The following is a 20763-nucleotide window of genomic DNA, read 5'->3' on the forward strand; positions in this document are numbered from 1 at the left end:
CAGCTGCGGTATCAATTAAGTCAACATGACCCATAAATACTGCCCGGCAACAATAACGCTCTAGACCTAGTTCATCAAGTACTTTTTTACGGTCTTCGCCTTTCGCTACTCGTTCTTTGAATTCTTCCCAAAGGTGGCCAATTGGTTTTCCGCAACTCATGCATCGAACTGGAATGATCATTTTTATTTGCCTCTCCTTAATTTGATTTTAACGGTACGATTTTTGGCGTGTTAAACCTGACGGGTTTGACACCAAGAAATCTTATCTAACGATAAGATTTCTGCCGTGTTAAGCATGAAATGCTTGACAAACAAAAATCCTTTAACGATAGGATTTTTGTCTTTTTGCTCGCGCATTACCTTGCGTATTAGGTTTTCGAGCTTCTTTACGCCTAACATCTGCAACTAAAAGTTGTCTGTCATAATTAAGGAATGTGTCTTTTAATTTAGGAAATTTTTCAACTAGGGCGCGTGCAATTGCAAGTCGTGCTGCAATAGTTTGGCCCATAAATCCACCACCTTGTACAGTAACGCTAATATCAATTTTATCTACATTTGCTCCTGCTAAAATTAGCGGTTCTTGTAATTTTAATCGTGCAATTGTTGGTTGGAATGCAGTTACATCAAGGTTATTAATCTTCAGTTTACCGGTTCCATTCTTAAGTGTCGCTCGCGCAATTGCTTCTTTTCGTTTTCCGGTTGTTATAATTGATTTCATAATTCTTCACCTAAAGGTTTTTGATAACTTCTTCAACTGTTGTGAATTTAAGATTTGGAAGTTTGTTTGCTTCTGCATGGGGCAGTGAAACTGGTGTAACGTCTTTGAATTCTTCTGGCTTTCCTACATAACAAAGTACTCGTTTGTATGCTTCAGCTCCTTTTGCTTGTCGGTGAGGGAGCATGCCTCGAATGGTACGCCTAACGTATCTGTCGGCAACACGAGGAATGAATGGTCCTTTTGCCGGCGTTCCTCTATTTCGTCGTACCTTTGCATCTTCAATTGATTTTGCTTTTGATCCTGAGATGATTGCTTTTTCTGCATTGATTACTCTAACGTCCTCTCCTAAAAGTGCTTGTTTTGCTGCAAACGTTGCAAAACGTCCAAGTATCAAGTTAGTTGCATCTATTACTATCATTTTTATCCCATAACCCGAACCTTATTTCCTTGTGGGTTCTTTTGCATTAATTCTGTAATGGTAAGTACTTCACCTTTGTTTGCAAGAATTTTATCTTTTGCACTTTCTGAGAAACTTAGTGCAGCAACAGTGATTTTTTTAGAGAGAGCGCCCGAGCCAAGTACTTTTCCTGGCACGATGACTATTTCGCCTTCTTTTGCGAACGTATCTATTTTATAGACATTTACTTCTCGTCGAGCTCGCGTAGCTTTCTCTAAATCAGTTGCAATTCGTTTCCAAAGTTTGCTTTCTTTTTGAATTGCGAGTGTTTTAAGAGCTGTAATAAGCGCCGTCATTTGCTCGTTTTTGTTCTTTGCCATTTTGTTGAATTTTTGATTTTGTTAATTTTTGTTTGACTTTCAAAAATCTTATATTTTTGAATTTTTGTACAGTGACTGTGTTTTGATGAATGCGGGAGACGTGGTTCGAACACGCGCAAGCACTAAGCTACTAGGCTTTTGATCGCCGTAATCAGTGTTTTATACACCAACTGCCAGTCATCCTCAACCTAGCCCGTTTGACCACTCCGGCACTCCCGCGAGGAATTTTATTCCGATTAGGTGCCAGTGAATACCTTCGGGTTGCCGAAAATCTTCGATTTTCGTGCACTGAGGGATTCTAACGCGCACCCACGCGAAGGTATTTACTTAAGAGCTGCGGTAAAATCTTTCAACTGCTTTTCGTATACTTCCATTGCTCGCAAAACTATTTCTTTTGCACTTAGCGCGCCGAATGATTCAACTACAAAGACAAATACGTCTTTGTTATAGGTAATGGATATGATTTCATCTTGTACACCGGAGCATGCATCAAGGAGTTCTGGTGTATTTATCTGCTTTGCATCAATTTCTCCTTTCGCGTTAAATACTTGTAAGGGAAAGTTATCTTTAAAGGTTGCAAAGTCTTTATGTTTGTTATTGATTTTGATGATTGGTTCGTTGTAGTACCAGATAAGACCTGGATTCCATTTGCTATGTTCTTTACCAATGCCAAGCGTTGCTACTGCTTCAATTTCGAGTTGTTGTCCTTCAGTTAATTTTACAATCGGCGTTTCTGGATGAATAGGAGTTACACTTTTATCCTTACTTACCAATTCTTTTGCATAAACTGTTTTTGGTCCTTCAACGCGCAGACTAATTGCTACTTGACTGTGCGGACCATCTACTCGGTTACCGTCCTTATCAAATTTGATTGTGTATGAGTCCAGATCTGTTTTTAAAACTATTAATCCTAAACGATGTGCGATGATTTCGTCGTATAAGACAGAATCATTTCGATTGATAACAAGATTTTCAATCGCAAGGGTTGGAACTTCTCCAATCATGAGTCTTCGTAAAGTATTTGCGTATGCTGCTGATACTCCCTGCACTGTAAAACGTAACTTTGCATCGGTTTGTTCTAACACGGAGATATTCATTGTTTGTTGCCTCGCTTATACTCGTCGTCCACGTCTTCCACCTTTTTTTCGACAACCGCCGTGTGGAATTGGTGTAACATCTTCGATAAAGCCAATTCGCAGACCCATTCGCGATAATGCTCGAACTGCTGCTTGACTTCCCGGACCAGGATTCATTGGACCATTATGTCCTCCTGGAGCTCGCACTTTGATGTGTAAACCGGTAATCCCTTTTTCTTTTGCTATTTCTGCTGCTTTTTTCGCTGCAGTCATTGCTGCTGTTGGACTTGATTCTAGTCGGTGACTTTTAACAACTTGTCCACCACTTGCAAGTGCCAGTGTTTCTGTTCCGGTTACATCAGTAATATGAATGATTGTGTTGTTATATGAAGCAAAAATGTTTGCTATTCCCCATCGGATATTTGGATCGTGTCTCATGCTGATTTCTCCTCCTCTGATGGTTGTTCTTCTACTGCAGTTTCTTCAGTAACTTTCCTAAGCGCTTCTTCTTCTGCTTTTTTTACATCTTCTTCAGATGGAGCTACTTCTTCAATACCTTGCGCTTTTTCTTGAGCTTCTCGCTCAGCTTTTCTTGCTGCTTCTTCTGCAGCTTGTTTTGCTAAGAGTTCTTTTTGTGCTCGTTGTTCAGCAAGACGTTCAGTACTTGCTCGTTCTGGATGATCTTCGCTAATAAGCGGTGAAGAGACTGCAAATGAAATAGATGATTCTTCAGCAACAGTTACTAAATACGATGGCGAAGTAATTTTTTTATCTCCTACTAAAACATGTTCGTGTACAATAAATTGTCGCGCTTGTTTCACACTTCGAGACATGTCTTTTTTGAAAAGAATTGTCTGTAATCTTCGAGCCATCACATCATCAATAGTTAAACCAAGAATTTCATCAAAAGTTACTTCTCCATTTACCAAACCAAGTTCTTTTACGCGTCGAAATAAGTGTTGTGTTTCAATAACTGCTTGATCTGAATTAAGTGCAATGAGTTTTTTTGCTTGCGTTTTAAAATTCTTAAGAACAGTATCCATTTTCCAAATTTCTTTTTTGTTTCGTGTACCAAACTGTCTTGAAAGTCTTTTTTCATCATCAATTCGGCTTTTAATCCATGGATGACTAGGTGTTTGGTATTTTTTTCTGATTTTTCTTGGATCGCCCATTTTGTATTCCTAAGTAATATTTATTTTCTTGTTACTGCTCGTTTTTTTACAGCAGTAGCTTTACCTTTGTTAGGTCTAAAGTTTGATTGTGTTCGTTGACCTCGAAGCGGTAATCTCCATTGATGTCGAAGACCTCGTCGTGATTTAATTTTACGTAGTCGTTTAATATCTTGGTCTTTGTGAAAGTCAAGGTCTGATAAGAAAAGGTGTTTGGTCTCGCCTGTTTCGTAATCTTGTTGAACGTTAAAATAGTGAGTTGGGATGCCTGCTTTTGCTGGCGCATCTATAACTTGTTCTAAGGCGGTTACTTGTTTATCGTTTAATTCGCCAGTTTTGGCCATGTAGTTAATTTTTGCTGCAACACAAATTGCTCTTGCAAAGTTTTCACCGACTCCTTTAATTTTTTGAAGTGATAAATAGAGTACCTTCTCACCTTTTAGATCGGTATTACCTACACGTACAATATGTCTAAACTCAGAAGAATCCTTTTTTGATTCTTCGAGCGCCGAAAATTTCATTTTCTCGCGTTCTGCCATTTTGATTGCTCTCGAGTTAGTTTTGCGTAGAAAGAGGCTGTGTAATCGCCATTCCCTCAACGCGTGAACTCGGGATGATAAGGGTAGGAAACTTCTTGCCCTTTATAAAACCATAGGGTTGCTTGTTCAAATACCAGCAACGCTTAAATGAGTATGGGGTGGCGCCTGGGATTCCATAAAGCAAGCTCTGCTTGCGAAGGGGTGCAGGAACGTCAGTGACAGCATGTTCAAATGCCGGTTGACGCATAAATGAAAATGGGGCGGCACCCGGGATTTGAACCCGGACTAAAAGATCCACAGTCTCATGTGCTAACCAGATTACACTAATGCCACCATATACGAAGTATAAAGATACTAAGTTATACTAAGCTCTAGAAGCCAGAGGTGCTTTTTAAAGGTTTTTATAAGATAAGAGAGGGCGAAAACGACAATTATTATATATAAACCATTCATACTTCATCTCTATATATAGAAGTGATATATTATGGACTTTAAAGCAATTGAACAAAAATGGCAAGCAAAATGGGAAGATAAAAAAGTCTTCGAAGTCAAAGAAGATGACAATAAAGACAAATTTTACGTATTAGAGATGTTTCCGTATCCTTCTGGTTCTGGCCTGCATATGGGTCATGCTTTAAACTATACTATTGGCGATATCTTTGCTCGTTACAAAATTATGAACAGCTTTAATGTCTTGCATCCGATGGGTTATGATGCTTTAGGTCTTCCTGCTGAGAATGCTGCAATTAAAGAAGATACTCATCCTGAAGACTACACAAACAAATCTATTCAACATTATATTAAACAACAAAAAGCGCTCGGCTTAACCTATGATTGGACTCGCATGGTAAATACTGCAGATCCCTCATTTTACAAATGGGATCAATGGATTTTCCTCAAACTTTTCGAAAAAGGTTTAGCTTATCAAAAAGAGTCAGCAGTAAATTGGTGCCCGAAATGCGATACCGTGCTTGCTAATGAACAAGTTCATGATGGTAAATGTTGGCGCCATGAAGACACATCTGTTCAAGTTAAACAACTTCGACAATGGTTCTTTAAAACGACCGCATACGCTGAAGAACTCTACGATAGTATCGATGCATTAGACTGGCCTGAACGAACAAAAGCCATGCAAAAGAATTGGATTGGCAAAAGTTATGGTACTGAAATCTTATTTGATATTAATAAAGAACAATGGCCCATCTTTACTACACGTCCAGATACATTATTTGGCGTGACCTTTATGGTGGTGTCAGCACAGCATAAAAAATTACAATCGCTTGTAACGCCAGAACAACAAGAGGAAGTTAACAAATTTCTTAAGCAAGTTAAATCCGTTTCTGAAAAAGATTTAGAAACTATGGAAAAAATTGGCGTCTTCACAGGTAGTTATGCAACTAATCCTGCAACAGGTGAGAAGGTTCCCGTTTACGCTGGTAACTTTGTTGTTGCTGATTATGGCGCTGGTATGGTAATGGCTGTTCCTGCTCATGATCAACGCGATTTTGAATTTGCAAAAAAATATAATATTCCAATTAAACAAGTTATACAAGGAGAAATTACAGAAACGCGAGCGTTTACTGAATATGGAAAATTAATGAACTCAAATCAATTTAACAATTTAGGAACTGCAGAGGCAAAAGAGAAAATAACCGCCTGGCTTGCAGAAAAAAACGCAGGAAAACAATTTCTTAATTTCAAACTTCGTGATTGGGGAGTTTCTCGACAACGATATTGGGGAACGCCTATTCCAATTATCCACTGCGAAAAATGTGGTGCAGTTCCTGTTCCTGAAAGTGACCTTCCAATAACACTTCCTAAAGATGTAACTTTTGGTCAAGGTAATCCTTTAGCTACCAGCAAATCATTTGTTAATACTACTTGTCCAAAATGTAGCGCGCCTGCAAAAAGAGAAACGGATACTATGGATACATTCGTAAACTCTTCATGGTATTTTCTTCGCTACACAGACCCTAATAACAATAACGAAATCTTTGATAAAGATAAAGTAAATTATTGGACTCCTGTTGACATGTATATTGGCGGTGCAGAACACGCCTGTATGCATCTGATTTATTTTCGATTTTATACTAAATTCTTGCGAGACTTAGGACTCCTTAATTTTGATGAACCTGCAAAAGTATTATTCCATCAAGGAATGTTGCATGGTGAAGATGGAAATAAGATGAGTAAGTCAAGAGGCAATGTTGTTTTACCTGCGACAGTTTCAGAAAAATATGGTATTGACACGGCAAGGTTGTTCCTTGTTTCTGTTGCCGGCCCTGATAAAGACATTGACTGGAGTACTACTGGTATTGAAGGCAGTCTTCGATTGGTAAAAAAAATTGATGAATTCATTGCGAACGTTAAGTTTGGAAAAAGTAGTCCTCGAGTTGAAAGTATTGTTAATCGAACAATTGTAGAAGTAACAGAAGACATTGAAAAATTCAGATATAACTTGGCAGTAATCCAACTAAGAACGTTGTTTAATTCATTTGAATCAGAAATTGCAAAAGAAGATTTAGAAGCATTCCTTAAATTGCTTAATCCTATTTGCCCTCATATTACTGAGGAATGGTGGGAGAAAATAGGAAACAAAGATTTACTCAGCGTAGCTCCCTGGCCAAAGGCTAATGAAAATAAAATAAATCTAAGTGCTGAGATGATTTACTCATTTGATTATCAAGTAATGACAGATGTTGAGAAAGTCTTAAAACTTGCCAATATAGAAAAGCCAAGTAAAATAACATTAATTATTAGTCCAGCCTGGAAATATTTATTTTTCAAAGAACTAAAAAAAGAAATTGAAAAAACTCGTAATGGTGGTGAGCTTATCAAAAACATGATGAGTAAAGATGAGTTTAAACCTTTTGGAAAAGATGTTACGAAAATTATTCCAAGCGCGCTCAAGGACGCGAGCAAATTGCCAGAAGTTGTTCTTGATGCAAATACGGAAAAAAATGCTTTAGAAAAAAATATAGAAAAAATTGCAAGCAAGTTTAATAAGTGTAAAGTTTCTATTCTGATTGCAGAAGAAAGCAATCATCCTAAAGCAAGTCAAGCATCACCAGGAAAGCCAGCAATAGTGATAGAATAAAAAACATTCAACAACAAAAAGAGACGTGAGATAATGAAGAAAGCAGTAATTTGGGACTTGGATGGTACGCTTGTTAATTCTATTCCTGTGCATTTCAAACGACATCAGAAACTCTTTAAAGAAGAGTACAGCATTAACTTAACTAAAAAGTTTTTTGAAGAAGAGTGTAATGGTTCTCAAGAACTAGAATTCTATCATACTATTATGAAGCATTATTTGGGCAATGTTAAGCAAGTGAATGCAGCAATGAAAAAAAATCATCTTCCTAAGTATAAAGCCGACCTTTCTAAAATTAAAGTATTTCCTAACGTAAAACCACTTCTTAAAAAACTTAAAAAAGAAGGCTATTACATGGCTGTTGCTTCATCATCTCACATTACTTATGTAAAGACTATTCTAAGAAATAATGACATCATAGACTATTTTGATGTTGTTGTCTCAAGTAGCGAAGTGAAGCATTCAAAACCAAATCCAGACATATTTTTGCATGCACAAAAAAAACTAAACATTCCTAAAAAAGAGTGCATCATTATTGAAGATGCGGCCAATGGCGTAATTGCTGCTCGTCGCGCTGGTATTGATTGCCTTTGTCTCTTAACATCAGAAACGCGTGATGAAGTACCTAAGAGTGCAATCATTGTTCCAAGGCATAAAGGCTTATATCGCGCAATCAAAAAAGCACAAACAACACGATGACTCCTAAGCAATTCACAACAATTTGCGATCAATTCTTCGTTCCTAACATCATTAGAAATCATTTGCTTAGAGTCAGCGCTATTGCGTTACAGATTACTAAATACTGTAATAAAGAACTCAATAAAAATCTTATTCGCGATGCAACACTTTTGCATGACATAGGAAACATCGTCAAATCTAATGTCCATCGTTTATCAGCTTATGAAGAAAAGAGTGAAGACTTCTGGGCAGTAAAGCAAAAAGAAATCATTGAGAAGTATGGTCGTTTTGATGATGAAGCAACGGCCAATATGCTTAAAGAAATTGATATTCCAGAACAGCTCAGAAGACTCATCAGCACGGCAAAAAATGATAAGGTCTGGGATGTCGTAGAGGGTAATGATTGGAATGCAAAAATTTGTTTGTACGCTGATTATCGTGCGGGACCGGCAAGTGTGTTAACGCTGCAAGAGCGTTTTGATGATTTAGAAAGACGGTATAAACAAAAGCCTCCCGAGTTTCGTTTAACTGATGAGGAAGCAAAACGTGTGCAAGATGGTTTTAGAGCCCTTGAAAAACAACTTTTTGAAGCGTGTGACAGCAGTCCAGACGATATCTCTGAAGAGTCTATTCAAAAATTCTTACTCCTGGCGTTAATTCCTAAAAAATAGTTCTTTCTACCTCAATATTTATAAAGAAATGACTCCTCATACTCTTTGGCTAGGCCGGGTGGTTGATCCTCACCTGTCGCGTCAAATGGATCGTTGGACGGGCCGAAGCAGCGAGGGCGACAAGGATAGTGTGTCGCAGTCTTTTGGGAATTGTTGATACTCTGTCCTACTTGGTCGTTATGTTCATCAATCTGGTCAGGCCTTGACGGGAGCAGCCATACGTGATTGTATCGGTGTTTGTAGGGTTGCAGAGAGGAGAGACTCAGAAGGTATACTGTGCATGTTATTCATTGTCCACCTTGCTGCGCGCCACTTTTATTTCTATTTAACAACATGCAGTGATGAAAAGAAAATTTCTTCAAAGAAATAACAATACTAGCAGCAATACACCATATCCTGCTAAACAGCCGGCTGTAAGAAAAGGCATTGCCGGATAGAATTTATCTTTCTTGCCTTTGATAAAAAGAAGTGCAAGACTTGTTGTAACGCCTGCCAGCACAATAAGACTCAAACTAAATGCTACGAGTTTAGTAAATCCTGTTTGCAAGAGCCAAATAAGTACTGCACCCATAAAAAGAAGTGGAAAAATAATGTCGCCTCCACCAAGAATTGCTTGTCGCAGTTTCACCTTGCTACCGCTTTTCTTCTTCGCTTCTTTTTTGCTTACTAATTTTTTTGTCTTGATTTTGGACCCTTCTTCAGCGTAATTTATTGCTAGTCCTGCAAAGAGTTCTTGTTTTGATGTGAATTGTGCGAGTTTCACCATGTGTTTGCTTTTCCAGACCGCGTACGCATCATAAAGTGAAATAAGTACTAATAAGATAATGGCCCAAAAAACAGACAGTAAAGGCACAAGAAGAACAGCAAGTCCTGCGTACATAAAGAGTTCTGTAAGGTTGTGAGTATAAAAATTGTATTTCCATATTTTAAGTCCTGCAAGAAGAACTGCTACAATAATTGCAATCAAGGAGGGAATAAGAACTCCAAAAGCAATAGTGAGTGCGGTTGTAACTGCTAGAAAATACCATACTTTCCAAAGTTTCCCTCCGAATTTAAGTTTAATTAGACCAAGAAGAACTATTGTTGCAATTCCTATACCAACTGCTAAATAAATAATAGTGCCAACGCCACTAAGTTCTGGCCGCGGTCCTGCTGCTGTTTCACTAAATTCCACAATAAGTGTCTGATTATCTGTTGATAACTCACCAACTTGAGCATCATAATTAATAAGCCCTAAACCAATAACTTGAGCTAGGACAAAGAAGAGTAAGAGGAGCGTAATAATTGATGGCTTATGTTTCATAAGAATAAATAAGAAAAAGCAAGTTTATAGGTTTATCGTTTATTTTTTACAGGTTTTCTCTTTGCAGGAGTTTTTTTCTTTGATGCTGTTTTCTTCAGTGACTTCTTTTTTACAGGCGCTCTTTTATTAACAGACACCGTTTTTACTTTTGTTTTAACAATTGGTTTATTTCGTACCGAAGGTTTTTTTCGTTTCTGTTTTTGTTTTTTTGGTAATCGTTTTCGCGCTTCTTTGTTCTCCAATTTGTTAAAGGCACTTTCTTCACTGAAGAATTTAGATGTTTTATACATTTTGGCAATTTTGGTAACTTGCGTACTCTTATTCATCACTCGAATAATACGAACTGCTCTAATAAGTTTAAGTCCTCGAAGCATACCAAATGAAGGTATCGCTGCAATAATATCAAAAATATTTTTGTGTAAGAATTTTGAGAAACTTCCCGCTTTTTCATAAAGAATAACAAGATCTACAATGAAAAGAATGGTAATGAATGCTTCAACCATAAATAGTTCATCAGCTATTCTTGATACATCGAAAAATGATTGTGCTAAAAGCACAATAAACGTTAAGGCTACTGCAATAAGAATAATTACTCCCCATATATGTTCAAACGTTGCGTGTTTGATTTCGTGCGAAGACATATTTTTAAATTTCTTCACCTGTTCTTCTGAAGATTCTTCTTTATGTTCAAATGTAATAATGTTTGCTATTTGCTCTATTCCCACAACAACTATCGCTGCTGAAAGAAATATGATAAAATTATATATCATCACTGAAAAATTTGCAAGAGTTCCCGCAAGTACTTCAGTAAGAATAAATCCAGTGATAATGACCGCTACACCACTAAGTAAAAATTCTTTTTGATCATGATGTCGAAGTGCTCCAACAACTATCCCTGAAAAGACAAGAAGAATAAATTTGACTGATTGCATGGCTGCATCAAGTTGAAAAGCACTATCAAGTATTGCTACAACTGCTGCCACGATAAAAAAATATTGACTCAATTTGTTTTGATTCATCTTTTCTTTTTCCTCGCGGGTTTTTCTATACGCACACGAGTTTTTCTATTTGTATGGTGTTCATCTAGTGCTAATTCTGCTTCTACTGGCGCATAAGTCATACTTATCATCGATGCTGTAAATGCTGCAACACTCAAAAAACCTATGGTAAACGCCCATGTAGGGGATACTTTACTTAATACCATAACACTAAAAACAAATCCAAAAATGGAAACAAGCATAAAGGTTCCTGATAATGGTGCTACTTTAAATCTCATTGTGTTTGCCTCATCATTTGCGCTACAAAATCACAAACTCTGTTTGAGTAACCCCATTCATTATCATACCAGGAGACTATTTTTACCATAGTACCATTAACAAATGTTAGGCTAGAGTCAAAAATGCTAGAATGCGGATTACCTACAATATCACTACTTACTAAAGGCGCTTCTGAATATTCTACGATTGAATGAAGATGATGTTGCGCTACTTCTGCCATTAACCAATTAATTTCTTCTTTTGATGTTTCTTTACTAAGTTCGCAAACAAAATCTGTTACTGAACCCACAGAAACAGGTACTCGAATAGCTATGCCATCAAGTTTTCCTGCTAAATGAGGCATTACTTTTCCAACTGCTATTGCTGCTCCTGTACTTGTTGGTATAATGTTCGCTGCTGCTGATCGTGCACGTCTAAGATCAGTATGTGGTGCATCGAGTAGTCGTTGGTCGCCTGTGTATGCATGAATAGTCGTCATATAGCCTTTTTTTACACCAAAATTGTCATCAAGTACTTTTACAAGTGGCGCTAGACAATTGGTCGTGCAGCTTGCATTGCTAACAAAATTATCGGTTTTTGAGTTATATTCATGTTCATTAACTCCTAAAACAAATGTTTTCACTTCTTCTCCCTTCGCTGGTGCGCTAAGCATAACTTTTTTTGCTCCTGCTTGCACATGTAGTTGCATTTGTTCTTTGGTTCGAAAAATCCCTGTTGACTCAATAACAACATCAATGTTTAGTTCGCCCCAAGGGAGTTGAGAAGGATTTTTTTCTGCAAAAACAAGGATTTCTTTGCCATTAATACTAATTCCTTGCTCTGTTTCATGTACATCACCAGAAAATTTTCCTTGTGAAGAATCATGTTTGAATAAATGAGCAAGTGTTTTCTTGTCTGTTAAATCATTACAAGCAACAAATTCAATATCATCTCTAGTTATCCCTGCTCGAACAACCATTCGACCAATTCTACCAAAACCATTTATGGCCACTCTCACCATAATCCTACACCTCGTAAGAAATCAAAGTCAGCATCCAAAGCCATAAATGGCGCCAAAAACGTTCGAACATTTTTTCGTGCCTTAATTGCTACTCTTACCATTATATCATACACCATAATTTTATTCTGGATTTATTCCTAACTGTCGTTCTTTTTCTGCAATCTTAAGTGTTGTCTTAACAACCGTATCCGGATTAAGACTCATTGATTGAATTCCGCATTCCACTAGAAATGTTGCAAAGTCTTCATAATCGCTTGGTGCTTGACCGCAAATACCAATATATTTTCCTTTATTGTTTGCAACTTCTACTACTTGCTTAATAAGTGCTTTTACCGCTTCATTTCGTTCATCATAAATATGACTTACAATCTCTGAGTCTCTATCAAGTCCCAAAGTTAATTGTGTTAAATCATTACTTCCAATAGAAAATCCATCAAAAACTTCTAGAAATTGATCTGCCAAAATGACATTTGAAGGAATCTCACACATCCCTATAACGCGTAAGCCATTTTCTCCTTTTCGAAGACCGTTCTTTGCCATTTCATTAATAACACTATGTGCTTCTTGTACTGTTCGACAAAATGGCACCATGACTTCAAGGTTTGTTAATCCAAATTCGTTGCGTGCTTTAAGGATTGCTTGACATTCAAGTGCGAAACCTTCTACATAATTACCTTTGTAATATCTGCTTGCTCCTCTCCAGCCAATCATGGGATTATCTTCTGTTGGTTCAAATTGTTTTCCACCAATAAGGTTTGCGTATTCATTCGTTTTAAAATCGCTCATTCTCAGGATAACTGGTTTTGGATAAAATGCCGCCGCAATTTTTGCAATACCATGCGCTAATTTTTCTACGAAATAATATTTCTTATCAGGATATCCTGTAGTAAGTTCATCAATTTGTTTTTTTGCTTCTTGATCTTCTAGCGTATCATAATGAATTAATGCTAGTGGATGAATTTTAATATCTGAGTTAATTATAAATTCTTCTCGCGCTAGACCTACACCTGCGTTTGGAATGAAGCTTTCCTCGAATGCTTGTTCAGGATTACCAACATTCATCATAATTTTTGTTTTCGTTTTGGGCAGATTATCTAGTTTAACTTCTTCAATAGTATAAGTGAGATGTCCTTCATAAACATATCCTGTATCTCCTTTGCTACAATCAACAGTAACTCTCATTCCTGTTTGAAGTTTTTCAGTGCCGTTTTCTGTTCCAACTAAACAAGGAATACCTAATTCTCTACTAATAATTGCTGCGTGGCAAGTTCGACCACCTCGATTGGTAATAATCGCACTTGCTATTTTCATAATAGGCTCCCAATCAGGATCAGTCATTTCTGTTACCAGCACATCTCCTTTTTGGAATTCATGAATATTATGTACGTCTTTGATAACTCGCACCGGTCCTGCACCTATTTTTTGTCCAACACTTCGTCCTTCAACTAAGATATTTCCTTCTTGAGTCATCTTATAGGTTTGCAAGATATTTGCATTTTTTTGTGATTGTACTGTTTCTGGTCGTGCTTGGACAATAAAAAGTTCGCCACTCACACCATCTTTTGCCCATTCCATATCCATTGGTTTGAATTTGCCTGCTTTTTGCGAGTAATGATCTTCAATAATTTGCGCCCAATTTGCAAGAGTAAGCACTTCATCGTCTGATAAGCAAAATCGTTTTCTATCATTAATATCGACATCGACATTTTTAACAGGTTTATTCCCGCCATGATCATAAATCATTTTGATTGCTTTTGTTCCTATTTTTTTGCTAATGATTGCTCGTTTTCCTTCTCGAAGAGTAGGTTTGAAAACGTAGTATTCATCAGGGTTTACTGCTCCTTGCACTACATTTTCTCCAAGACCGTATGCGCCAGTTACAAAAATAAGATCTTTAAATCCGCTTTCCGTGTCAATGCTAAACATAACACCACTTGTTGCCTTATCACTTCGCACCATTTTTTGTACGCCAATAGAAAGTCCTATGGAAAAATGATCAAAATTTTTGTCGACCCGATAACTAATTGCACGATCAGTAAACAAACTTGCAAAGCATTTTTTACAAGCCATAATTAAATCATCACGTCCTGAAATATTCAAATATGTTTCTTGTTGTCCTGCAAAGCTTGCATCAGGCAAGTCTTCTGCTGTTGCACTACTTCGAACTGCAACATCTGGGTTTGGTCCATATTGGACTCCTAAATGAGTATATGCTTCAACGATCGCATCAACAAGTTCTTGTGGAAAAGAGGCAGTTCGGATAAGTTCACGTACTTTTCGTCCTCGTTCCGAAAGGTTTGACATATCACTAGTGTCTAAATCAGCAAGAATATGTTGAATTTCATCGCGAATTCCTGCGTGGTCAAGTAAATATTGATAGGCATATGCAGTTATTGCAAAGCCATTAGGAACTTTAACGCCATGCGCTGTAAGATTGGAGTACATTTCTCCTAATGAAGCGTTTTTTCCGCCTGTAATGGGTACGTCCTCAATTGTTAATTGATCAAACCAAAGAATGAAAGCTGTCGATTTATCCATAAATGTTACCTCTTTTTTAGTACTTTCCTACATATGAAGAACAGGTTCATAATCCAACCCTCTCACTTGCAGATTATATAAGTAAACCAGACATAAATTGCTTTATAAATATTTGTTACTATCCATTAAAGAAAACGTCTTGCACTGCATTCTTGTTGATAAAACATTAATTTTTGAAATGCAAACAAGCAAGCTTCAGCATATAAGAATTAAACAAGAACAATTACTAGATAAACAAAGCTAAAGAAAATAAAAATTATTTTTTGACATAAATTGTTTGGCTAGGATAAGCAAATTCAATTTTTTCTTTTTCAAACGCTTTTTTTATTGCAAAATGCACTTCATCTCGAGCGCCCAAAATATTGTTTAAATCTTTAATCCAATAAATAACTTGAATATCTAAGCTTGAAGGACCAAAGCCAATAAAATGAATGAGACTTTCATCGGTTGTGCTTTTATTTTTTTTAATAATCTCTGCCAAAAGTTTTTTTGCCTTTTCGAGTTTTGCTGTTGAGGTACTATATTCTACTCCTAAAACTACTTTCGTTCGTCGTGTTGGTTCTCGACTAATATTTTCTAACACTGAATCTGCAAGTCGCCTGTTGGGCATAATAATGTTGGTGCCATCAAATGTTTCCAGTGCTGTTGTTCGAAGACCTATTTTTCGAACAAAACCATCTTGTCCATCAACCAAGATACGATCGCCTACTTTGAAGGGTTTGTCGCTAATAATTGCAATACCAGCAAACATATTACCTAAGATATCTTGCGCGGCAAGTGCAAATGCTAAACCTCCTATTCCTAGTCCTGCTAAAAGACTGCTGACTTCAAATCCTAAATTTCGAAGAATAACAATAATTGCAATAACATAAATAAGAAAATTAATAAGTCGTTTTAAAACAGGGTATGATGTATCACTTAAAGGTATTGATGATTTTTTAGTCATTGGTTGTACATAATTTGCAAGAATAATATCTATAATACGAACAATGAGCCAAGTTATATTTATTGCAACAAGTACAACAAATACTTTCAAATACCAACCAGTTACCGCATCTGATAACGTTAATACCCCTTTTCCAAAATGTATTGCGCCCAAAATAACTGCAAAAATTATTGGTCCACGTAATGCATCTACTATAAGATCATCAACTTGAGATTTAGTTTTCTTAGTGAGTGTTTTAAATATTTTCTCAAAGATAAAATAAATAAGTTTTATACTGCCAAAAGCCAAAATTAAAATCCCTATGAATAAAAGCCATTGAACAACATTGTTGCCGCCGATTTGTGTTTGTAATATATCTGTAAATGCCATAATAAAAACTACGAATACGATTTAATTTATAATTATTGTGAAAATGTAAGAATAAAAGTTATTGCTAGCTCATTAAAAAAAGGGCGAATAAATATCTTAAATGATAAGTATAATGATAATTTAAAATCTAAAAAAAAGCAAAAAAAATACCAACAACAAAGCAAATTTATACACTATAAAAAAAACAGAGTAAGAAAAAAAATAAGATTAAAAAAAGTTTAACAACAAACTTTATTTTTATATCGTTTCGTAATATGTCCTTTCAAATTAACAAGAGTGATATCTAGTATTCGTTGTAATGCTTGCTCGGTATAAAACGCTAAGTGCGGCGTTACAATAACATTTTTTCGATGTAAAAGCTCATGATTTTCAACAAGCACTAATAAACGTTTTTTATCATTGCTTAAATGACCCAAAAGTTTTGCTTCATTTTTCAAATCAGACTCTAATTCTAAAACATCAAGTGCCGCTCCACGAACTTTTCCACTATCTAATGCCTTAATAAGCGCTTTTGTATCTACTAAGGGTCCTCGCCCAACATTAATAATAATTACTCCTTTCTTCATTTTTCGAAATGCTTGTGTATTAAGCAAATGGCGTGTTGCATCATTTAAAGGTACGTGAAGCGTTATGAAATCTGATTGTTTATAGAGTTCGTTAAGTGAGACATAAAAAAAACCAAGTTTTTTTGCTAAATCCGCTCGCTTGTATGCATCATAAGCAACAACACGCATACCAAATACTTTTGCATAGCGCACCATGTATTCACCAATATTTCCTGTCCCAATAATCCCCATTGTTTTTCCAACAAGATCTTGCCCTAGTAAATCTTGAAAAGAAAAATTTCCTTCACGTGTTCGTTTGACTGCTTCAACGATATGTCGATTAAGAGCTTGTAATAAGCCAAAAGCATGTTCTGCAACGGTATTTTGACCATAAACAGGAACTCGCGAAACTTTTATATCTCGTTTTTTGCATGCATCTAAATCTATATGATCAAATCCTGTTGACATCGTAGTAATAAATTTAAGTCTGGGCATTTGGTCTAAAACGTCTTTAGTAATTTTAGAAAGAATAAAAATAGCTATAGCTTCTGTGTCTTTAAATTTTTTTGCGTTTCGTTTTCCTAAAGGATTTTTTTCAAAAACTAAATCATGACCAACAAGTTTACTGGTAAAAAAAGGTTTTTCATTTGGTTGAACTTCAAAAAAAGTTATGCGCATTAGCTTCACCTAATAAGTATTCTAATGGTAACCATTAATAAATCTTTTGTAAAGGAAAATGTTAATTATTTATGATATAATCAGACGGGAACGCGAAGAAAACAACGTTTTCTGGCGTGCCAAAAAAAGCTTCAGCAAAATATCCTTCATCATAAAAATCAGACGGGAATAACATCATCATCAGCAAACCAACAATAATCAAATAAAAAAACATTATCTGAATATAATAATCATGGTAATCCATTAAAAAAAAAACTTATTTAAATTTTACGCTCGAACGACCCCATCGACAATCAAACTTTTTTTCACAAGAACAATTGCTTCATCAACATCTTCCTTAATGGTGGTGGTTCTTAGAAACATTCTCGCCCTTGCTTGAGCCATACGCATAATACCATGAACAAGTCGAGGACCTATATCTACTAAATAATTTTGTTCATTTGTTTTTAAGTCTTCAATAAAATGTGCGACAAGTTGTGTATGTTTTTTATCAAAAGTTACATCAAGTTCTAAAGCGTGCTCAACATACGATTTTAAGAAATCCAAATCTTCTTCACGCAACCGGGTTGTTGATGATTTAATAATTTTTCGAGTGATAGAAACAAGTTCTTGTACACCTGGTTTTCGAACAATATAAACGAGATGAAATCGAGAGAGCAACGCAGAATCAAAAGGCACTTGTTGTTTAATAATAGAAAAACTTTTGCCTACAAATCTATCACCTTCTGGATTTGCCGTTGCTAAAATGCGTACGTTTGCTTGAAATTTTTTATGTGAACCCCCTTTATCATATGTAATAAAACCTTTTTCCATAGCACTATAAAATGCAGCCCTATCGTCTTTTTTCATAAGGTTTAATTCATCAATACAACAAAGACCATTATGTGCTAAAAGAAGCAATCCTTTTTGAACATCTCTTCCTTTCATAGAAACACTTAGACCTGCACCGCTCGTTCCAGACCCGAGGCCAAATGAACTAATTGGACTAATTACGCTACTACTACGAAGAATATCTGTTTTTCCTGTTCCGGGATCGCCTAAAAGAAGAATATGAAAACGTTCTTTGGAAAATAACTGAAGAAGAGTTGCATATTTAATATCGTCCATACCCAAAATATTTGGTGCGATATATTGTAACATGCGTTCTTTTGCATGAGACGAGAATTGGTTAAAAGAATGTGCAAATGTTTGTTCTCGAATAATACTATTTAAATCTTTGATAAGCGTTGTTACAGGAACGTCTTCTACAAGCGAAACGAATTGTTTAATAGATGATATCTCTGTTAGTTTTTTACTAATATGAGTTGCACTATCAGTAAGACCTATTTTTTTAGTTTTAAGTAAATATGTTACATCACTAAGTTGATCAGAAGAAAGGAATTGCTTTAGCTGGTTAAGTTGTATACGATGCCGTTTTTTAAGTGGCAGTAATTGTTGCAGTAAATCTTTAAATGTTTTTTCCATTGTTTAATTCACCAATGTACAAAGGAACGTATAAAGTTGCATAAATTCGCTTGTGGAAAGCGTATATAATTGTTTATCAAGTAAAAGATTTAAATCAGTCATTCGATTTCGAATTTCTCGTTTTGTTATTAAATCTTTAGTCACTGTAAGTATATAATTCTTTACCTTTTGTCGTTGATGAGTATAAAAAGAACTAAGAAAAGGAGTGAGACTTGTTTGTTTAACTGTTGCTACAATGAGAGCAGAAGTCGTTTTTGGAGCTGGAGAGAATACCGTGGGAGGTATGTCCTTAATGTGCTCAATAGTATATTGGGATTGCGCAACAAGTCCTAAAATTGTTTTTCCTAAAAGCTTTTGCGCAAATGTTTTGCCAACAACTAAAATTATCTGATGAGGTTTATGTAAAAGTAATTTAATAAACAGCGGCTCACTTATATGATATGGTATATTTGCAACAACTTTGTTAAATGATAACTGATCAATGACTTCAAGTACATCTCCTGTAATAAGTCGAACAGGAACAGGCAACGTAAATCGTTTATCTTTTTCGATGCAAACAAGCGTTCGGGGGTTTGCAGCATATAAATATCGAGTAAGTGCGCCATGACCAGAACCTATTTCTACAACATCATCAGTTAAAGTGATGTGTGCTGCAACAGCAATCTCTTTAAGCAAGTTCTCATCAACCATGAAATGTTGTCCTAGCTGCAAGTTTTTTTTCATAAAAATGTTAAAACGTCCTTCTTTTTATATTTAACCAAACCTTTAAGAAGAACTCAAGATTAACAGATATATGGATTGTCTCATACCAACACTAAAAGGCTTAGAAACTATTTGTGCAGCAGATATCTTCGAATTAATAAAAAAGAAAGCAATAATAGGCAAGCAATTTTGTTTGGTAAAAAATATTACTTCTCAAGACATAGCTAAACTGGCTTATGTATTACAATCAGGAATAAGTATTCTTCCATTATTAACAAAAGGAAAACACATTGATAAGTTAACTTTAATGGATAAAGAACTTTTCAAAAATTCATTGCAAGAAGGAATGAAATTCGCTGTTCGTTCAATCAAAACAAAAAATGAAAAATTAAGTTCAGAAGAGCTCCATGAAGAAATAGGTGCTTGTGTTAGTAAATGGTTAAAAGAAAACAATATCAGCCCTCAAGTTTCATTAACAAAACCAGATATAACTTTTCTCGTTGTTGCTAATGATGAAGAATATTTTGTCGGCATAGATGTTATCGGTTTTCGTTTATGTAAAAGACCTTATAAATTATTTCAACATCCTGCTTCATTAAATGGTTGTATCGCATATGGTATTGCAAAGTGTGCAGGTTTAACAAAAGAAAGTGTTGTTCTTGATCCATTCTGCGGAACAGGTACTATTCCTATTGAAGTTGCACTTTATCAACAAGAAATGTCTCCGTTTCATTTTGAAAATAAATTTGCAGGACTCAGTATTTCTTTTTTCAAAAAAGAATTTGAAAAACAAGCAAATCTTGAAAAAAATAAAAAAGTTCAAAAAAGAAAAATTTTCGGTTTTGATAGCCAACTTAAAATGATGAATGGCGCAAAACAAAATGCAAAAATTGCAGGTATAAAAGATGGTGTTTCATTTTCAAAAGTGAGCATCGATTGGGTTGATGCAAAGTTTCAAGAAGGAGAAGTTAATATAATTATCACGCAACCACCAATAATAAGCGAGCGGACACATAATGAAAAAGACGTACGCAAACTCTTTGATGAATTATGTTACCAAAGCAAGTATTTATTAAACAAAAAAGGTACATTGGGTGTTTTTGTGAATCGTCCTGAAGTGTTCAAAGAAGCCGCAATTAAACATAAATTAACCTTTAAAAGCGAGCAAGCATTTCAATTAGGCGATGCGACATTTGTTTTGTTAATATTCTCCCCTTAA

The 20763-nt window shown here is 35.7% G+C and carries 22 protein-coding genes, 1 tRNA gene and 1 other RNA gene; 5 read left to right on the top strand and 19 right to left on the bottom strand.

All coding sequences use genetic code 11. From position 1 onward, the window contains the following. From K9M74_01900 to K9M74_01940, 9 genes are all read right to left on the bottom strand, one after another. Positions 1-181, bottom strand: a 181-nt coding sequence (locus tag K9M74_01900) for a DNA-directed RNA polymerase subunit N (protein ID MCF7798633.1), incomplete at its 3' end; no start/stop codon positions are given. A gap of 141 nt (positions 182-322) precedes the next feature. After that, entirely contained in the window at positions 323-718 is a 396-nt protein-coding gene (locus tag K9M74_01905) for a 30S ribosomal protein S9 (protein MCF7798634.1), read from the bottom strand. A 10-nt stretch (positions 719-728) separates the two neighbouring features. Next, positions 729-1136 carry a 50S ribosomal protein L13 gene (gene rplM, locus K9M74_01910; GenBank protein MCF7798635.1) on the bottom strand — a complete coding sequence of 136 codons (408 nt, stop codon included), beginning with the start codon at positions 1134-1136 and terminating at the stop codon, positions 729-731. Positions 1137-1138: 2 nt separating this feature from the next. Continuing rightward, positions 1139-1495 carry a 50S ribosomal protein L18e gene (locus K9M74_01915; protein MCF7798636.1) on the bottom strand — a complete coding sequence of 119 codons (357 nt, stop codon included), beginning with the start codon at positions 1493-1495 and terminating at the stop codon, positions 1139-1141. A gap of 323 nt (positions 1496-1818) precedes the next feature. Continuing rightward, complete coding sequence (locus K9M74_01920; GenBank protein MCF7798637.1) at positions 1819-2592, bottom strand: DNA-directed RNA polymerase subunit D; 774 nt, start codon at positions 2590-2592, stop codon at positions 1819-1821. A 15-nt stretch (positions 2593-2607) separates the two neighbouring features. Then, positions 2608-3009: a 30S ribosomal protein S11 gene (locus K9M74_01925; GenBank protein MCF7798638.1), complete on the bottom strand. Its 402-nt coding sequence runs from the start codon at positions 3007-3009 to the stop codon at positions 2608-2610. After that, on the bottom strand, positions 3006-3743 hold the full coding sequence (locus tag K9M74_01930) for a 30S ribosomal protein S4 (protein ID MCF7798639.1): 738 nt from the start codon (positions 3741-3743) through the stop codon (positions 3006-3008). Before K9M74_01930 ends, K9M74_01925 begins: the two co-directional genes overlap by 4 nt. A 20-nt stretch (positions 3744-3763) precedes the next feature. Next, complete coding sequence (rpsM, locus tag K9M74_01935; protein MCF7798640.1) at positions 3764-4279, bottom strand: 30S ribosomal protein S13; 516 nt, start codon at positions 4277-4279, stop codon at positions 3764-3766. A 256-nt stretch (positions 4280-4535) separates the two neighbouring features. Beyond that, positions 4536-4612: transfer RNA gene (locus K9M74_01940), tRNA-His, on the bottom strand. A gap of 151 nt (positions 4613-4763) precedes the next feature. Here K9M74_01940 and leuS point away from each other — a divergent pair. The 4 genes from leuS to ffs all read left to right on the top strand — a co-directional run bounded on the left by leuS (position 4764) and on the right by ffs (position 9038). Next, the gene (leuS, locus tag K9M74_01945; GenBank protein MCF7798641.1) at positions 4764-7376 is read left to right on the top strand and encodes a leucine--tRNA ligase; all 2613 of its coding nucleotides are present in this window, start codon (positions 4764-4766) and stop codon (positions 7374-7376) included. A 33-nt stretch (positions 7377-7409) separates the two neighbouring features. Then, on the top strand, positions 7410-8072 hold the full coding sequence (locus K9M74_01950) for an HAD family phosphatase (GenBank protein MCF7798642.1): 663 nt from the start codon (positions 7410-7412) through the stop codon (positions 8070-8072). Next, positions 8069-8722 (top strand): HD domain-containing protein, encoded by a 654-nt coding sequence (locus K9M74_01955; protein MCF7798643.1) that lies wholly within the window; start codon positions 8069-8071, stop codon positions 8720-8722. Before K9M74_01950 ends, K9M74_01955 begins: the two co-directional genes overlap by 4 nt. A 42-nt stretch (positions 8723-8764) precedes the next feature. Then, an RNA gene (gene ffs / locus K9M74_01960) (signal recognition particle sRNA) lies at positions 8765-9038 on the top strand. A 42-nt stretch (positions 9039-9080) separates the two neighbouring features. Here ffs and K9M74_01965 read toward each other — a convergent pair. The 10 genes from K9M74_01965 to K9M74_02010 all read right to left on the bottom strand — a co-directional run bounded on the left by K9M74_01965 (position 9081) and on the right by K9M74_02010 (position 19565). Continuing rightward, complete coding sequence (locus tag K9M74_01965; GenBank protein MCF7798644.1) at positions 9081-10025, bottom strand: hypothetical protein; 945 nt, start codon at positions 10023-10025, stop codon at positions 9081-9083. Between the two features lie 32 nt (positions 10026-10057). Beyond that, positions 10058-11044, bottom strand: a complete 987-nt coding sequence (locus K9M74_01970) for a hypothetical protein (GenBank protein ID MCF7798645.1) — start codon at positions 11042-11044, stop codon at positions 10058-10060. Further along, positions 11041-11301, bottom strand: coding sequence for a hypothetical protein (locus K9M74_01975; protein ID MCF7798646.1), 261 nt, complete (start codon positions 11299-11301; stop codon positions 11041-11043). The genes K9M74_01970 and K9M74_01975 overlap by 4 nt, the downstream gene beginning before the upstream one ends. Then, positions 11298-12302 (bottom strand): type I glyceraldehyde-3-phosphate dehydrogenase, encoded by a 1005-nt coding sequence (gene gap / locus K9M74_01980; GenBank protein MCF7798647.1) that lies wholly within the window; start codon positions 12300-12302, stop codon positions 11298-11300. Before gap ends, K9M74_01975 begins: the two co-directional genes overlap by 4 nt. Before the next feature lie 120 nt (positions 12303-12422). Then, positions 12423-14840, bottom strand: coding sequence for a phosphoenolpyruvate synthase (gene ppsA, locus K9M74_01985; GenBank protein MCF7798648.1), 2418 nt, complete (start codon positions 14838-14840; stop codon positions 12423-12425). A 256-nt stretch (positions 14841-15096) separates the two neighbouring features. After that, positions 15097-16155, bottom strand: coding sequence for a mechanosensitive ion channel family protein (locus K9M74_01990; protein ID MCF7798649.1), 1059 nt, complete (start codon positions 16153-16155; stop codon positions 15097-15099). Positions 16156-16373: 218 nt separating this feature from the next. After that, entirely contained in the window at positions 16374-17378 is a 1005-nt protein-coding gene (locus K9M74_01995) for a hydroxyacid dehydrogenase (protein MCF7798650.1), read from the bottom strand. A 61-nt stretch (positions 17379-17439) separates the two neighbouring features. After that, the gene (locus K9M74_02000) at positions 17440-17622 is read right to left on the bottom strand and encodes a hypothetical protein (GenBank protein ID MCF7798651.1); all 183 of its coding nucleotides are present in this window, start codon (positions 17620-17622) and stop codon (positions 17440-17442) included. Between the two features lie 23 nt (positions 17623-17645). Next, the gene (locus K9M74_02005) at positions 17646-18842 is read right to left on the bottom strand and encodes an ATP-binding protein (GenBank protein ID MCF7798652.1); all 1197 of its coding nucleotides are present in this window, start codon (positions 18840-18842) and stop codon (positions 17646-17648) included. Positions 18843-18845: 3 nt separating this feature from the next. After that, complete coding sequence (locus tag K9M74_02010; GenBank protein MCF7798653.1) at positions 18846-19565, bottom strand: hypothetical protein; 720 nt, start codon at positions 19563-19565, stop codon at positions 18846-18848. A 70-nt stretch (positions 19566-19635) separates the two neighbouring features. On the opposite strand from K9M74_02010, the gene K9M74_02015 reads away from it, so the two are divergent. Next, positions 19636-20763, top strand: a complete 1128-nt coding sequence (locus tag K9M74_02015; GenBank protein ID MCF7798654.1) for an RNA methyltransferase — start codon at positions 19636-19638, stop codon at positions 20761-20763.

Source organism: Candidatus Woesearchaeota archaeon (assembly GCA_021734105.1).
Taxonomy (GTDB): Archaea; Nanobdellota; Nanobdellia; order Woesearchaeales; family SKGA01; genus SKGA01.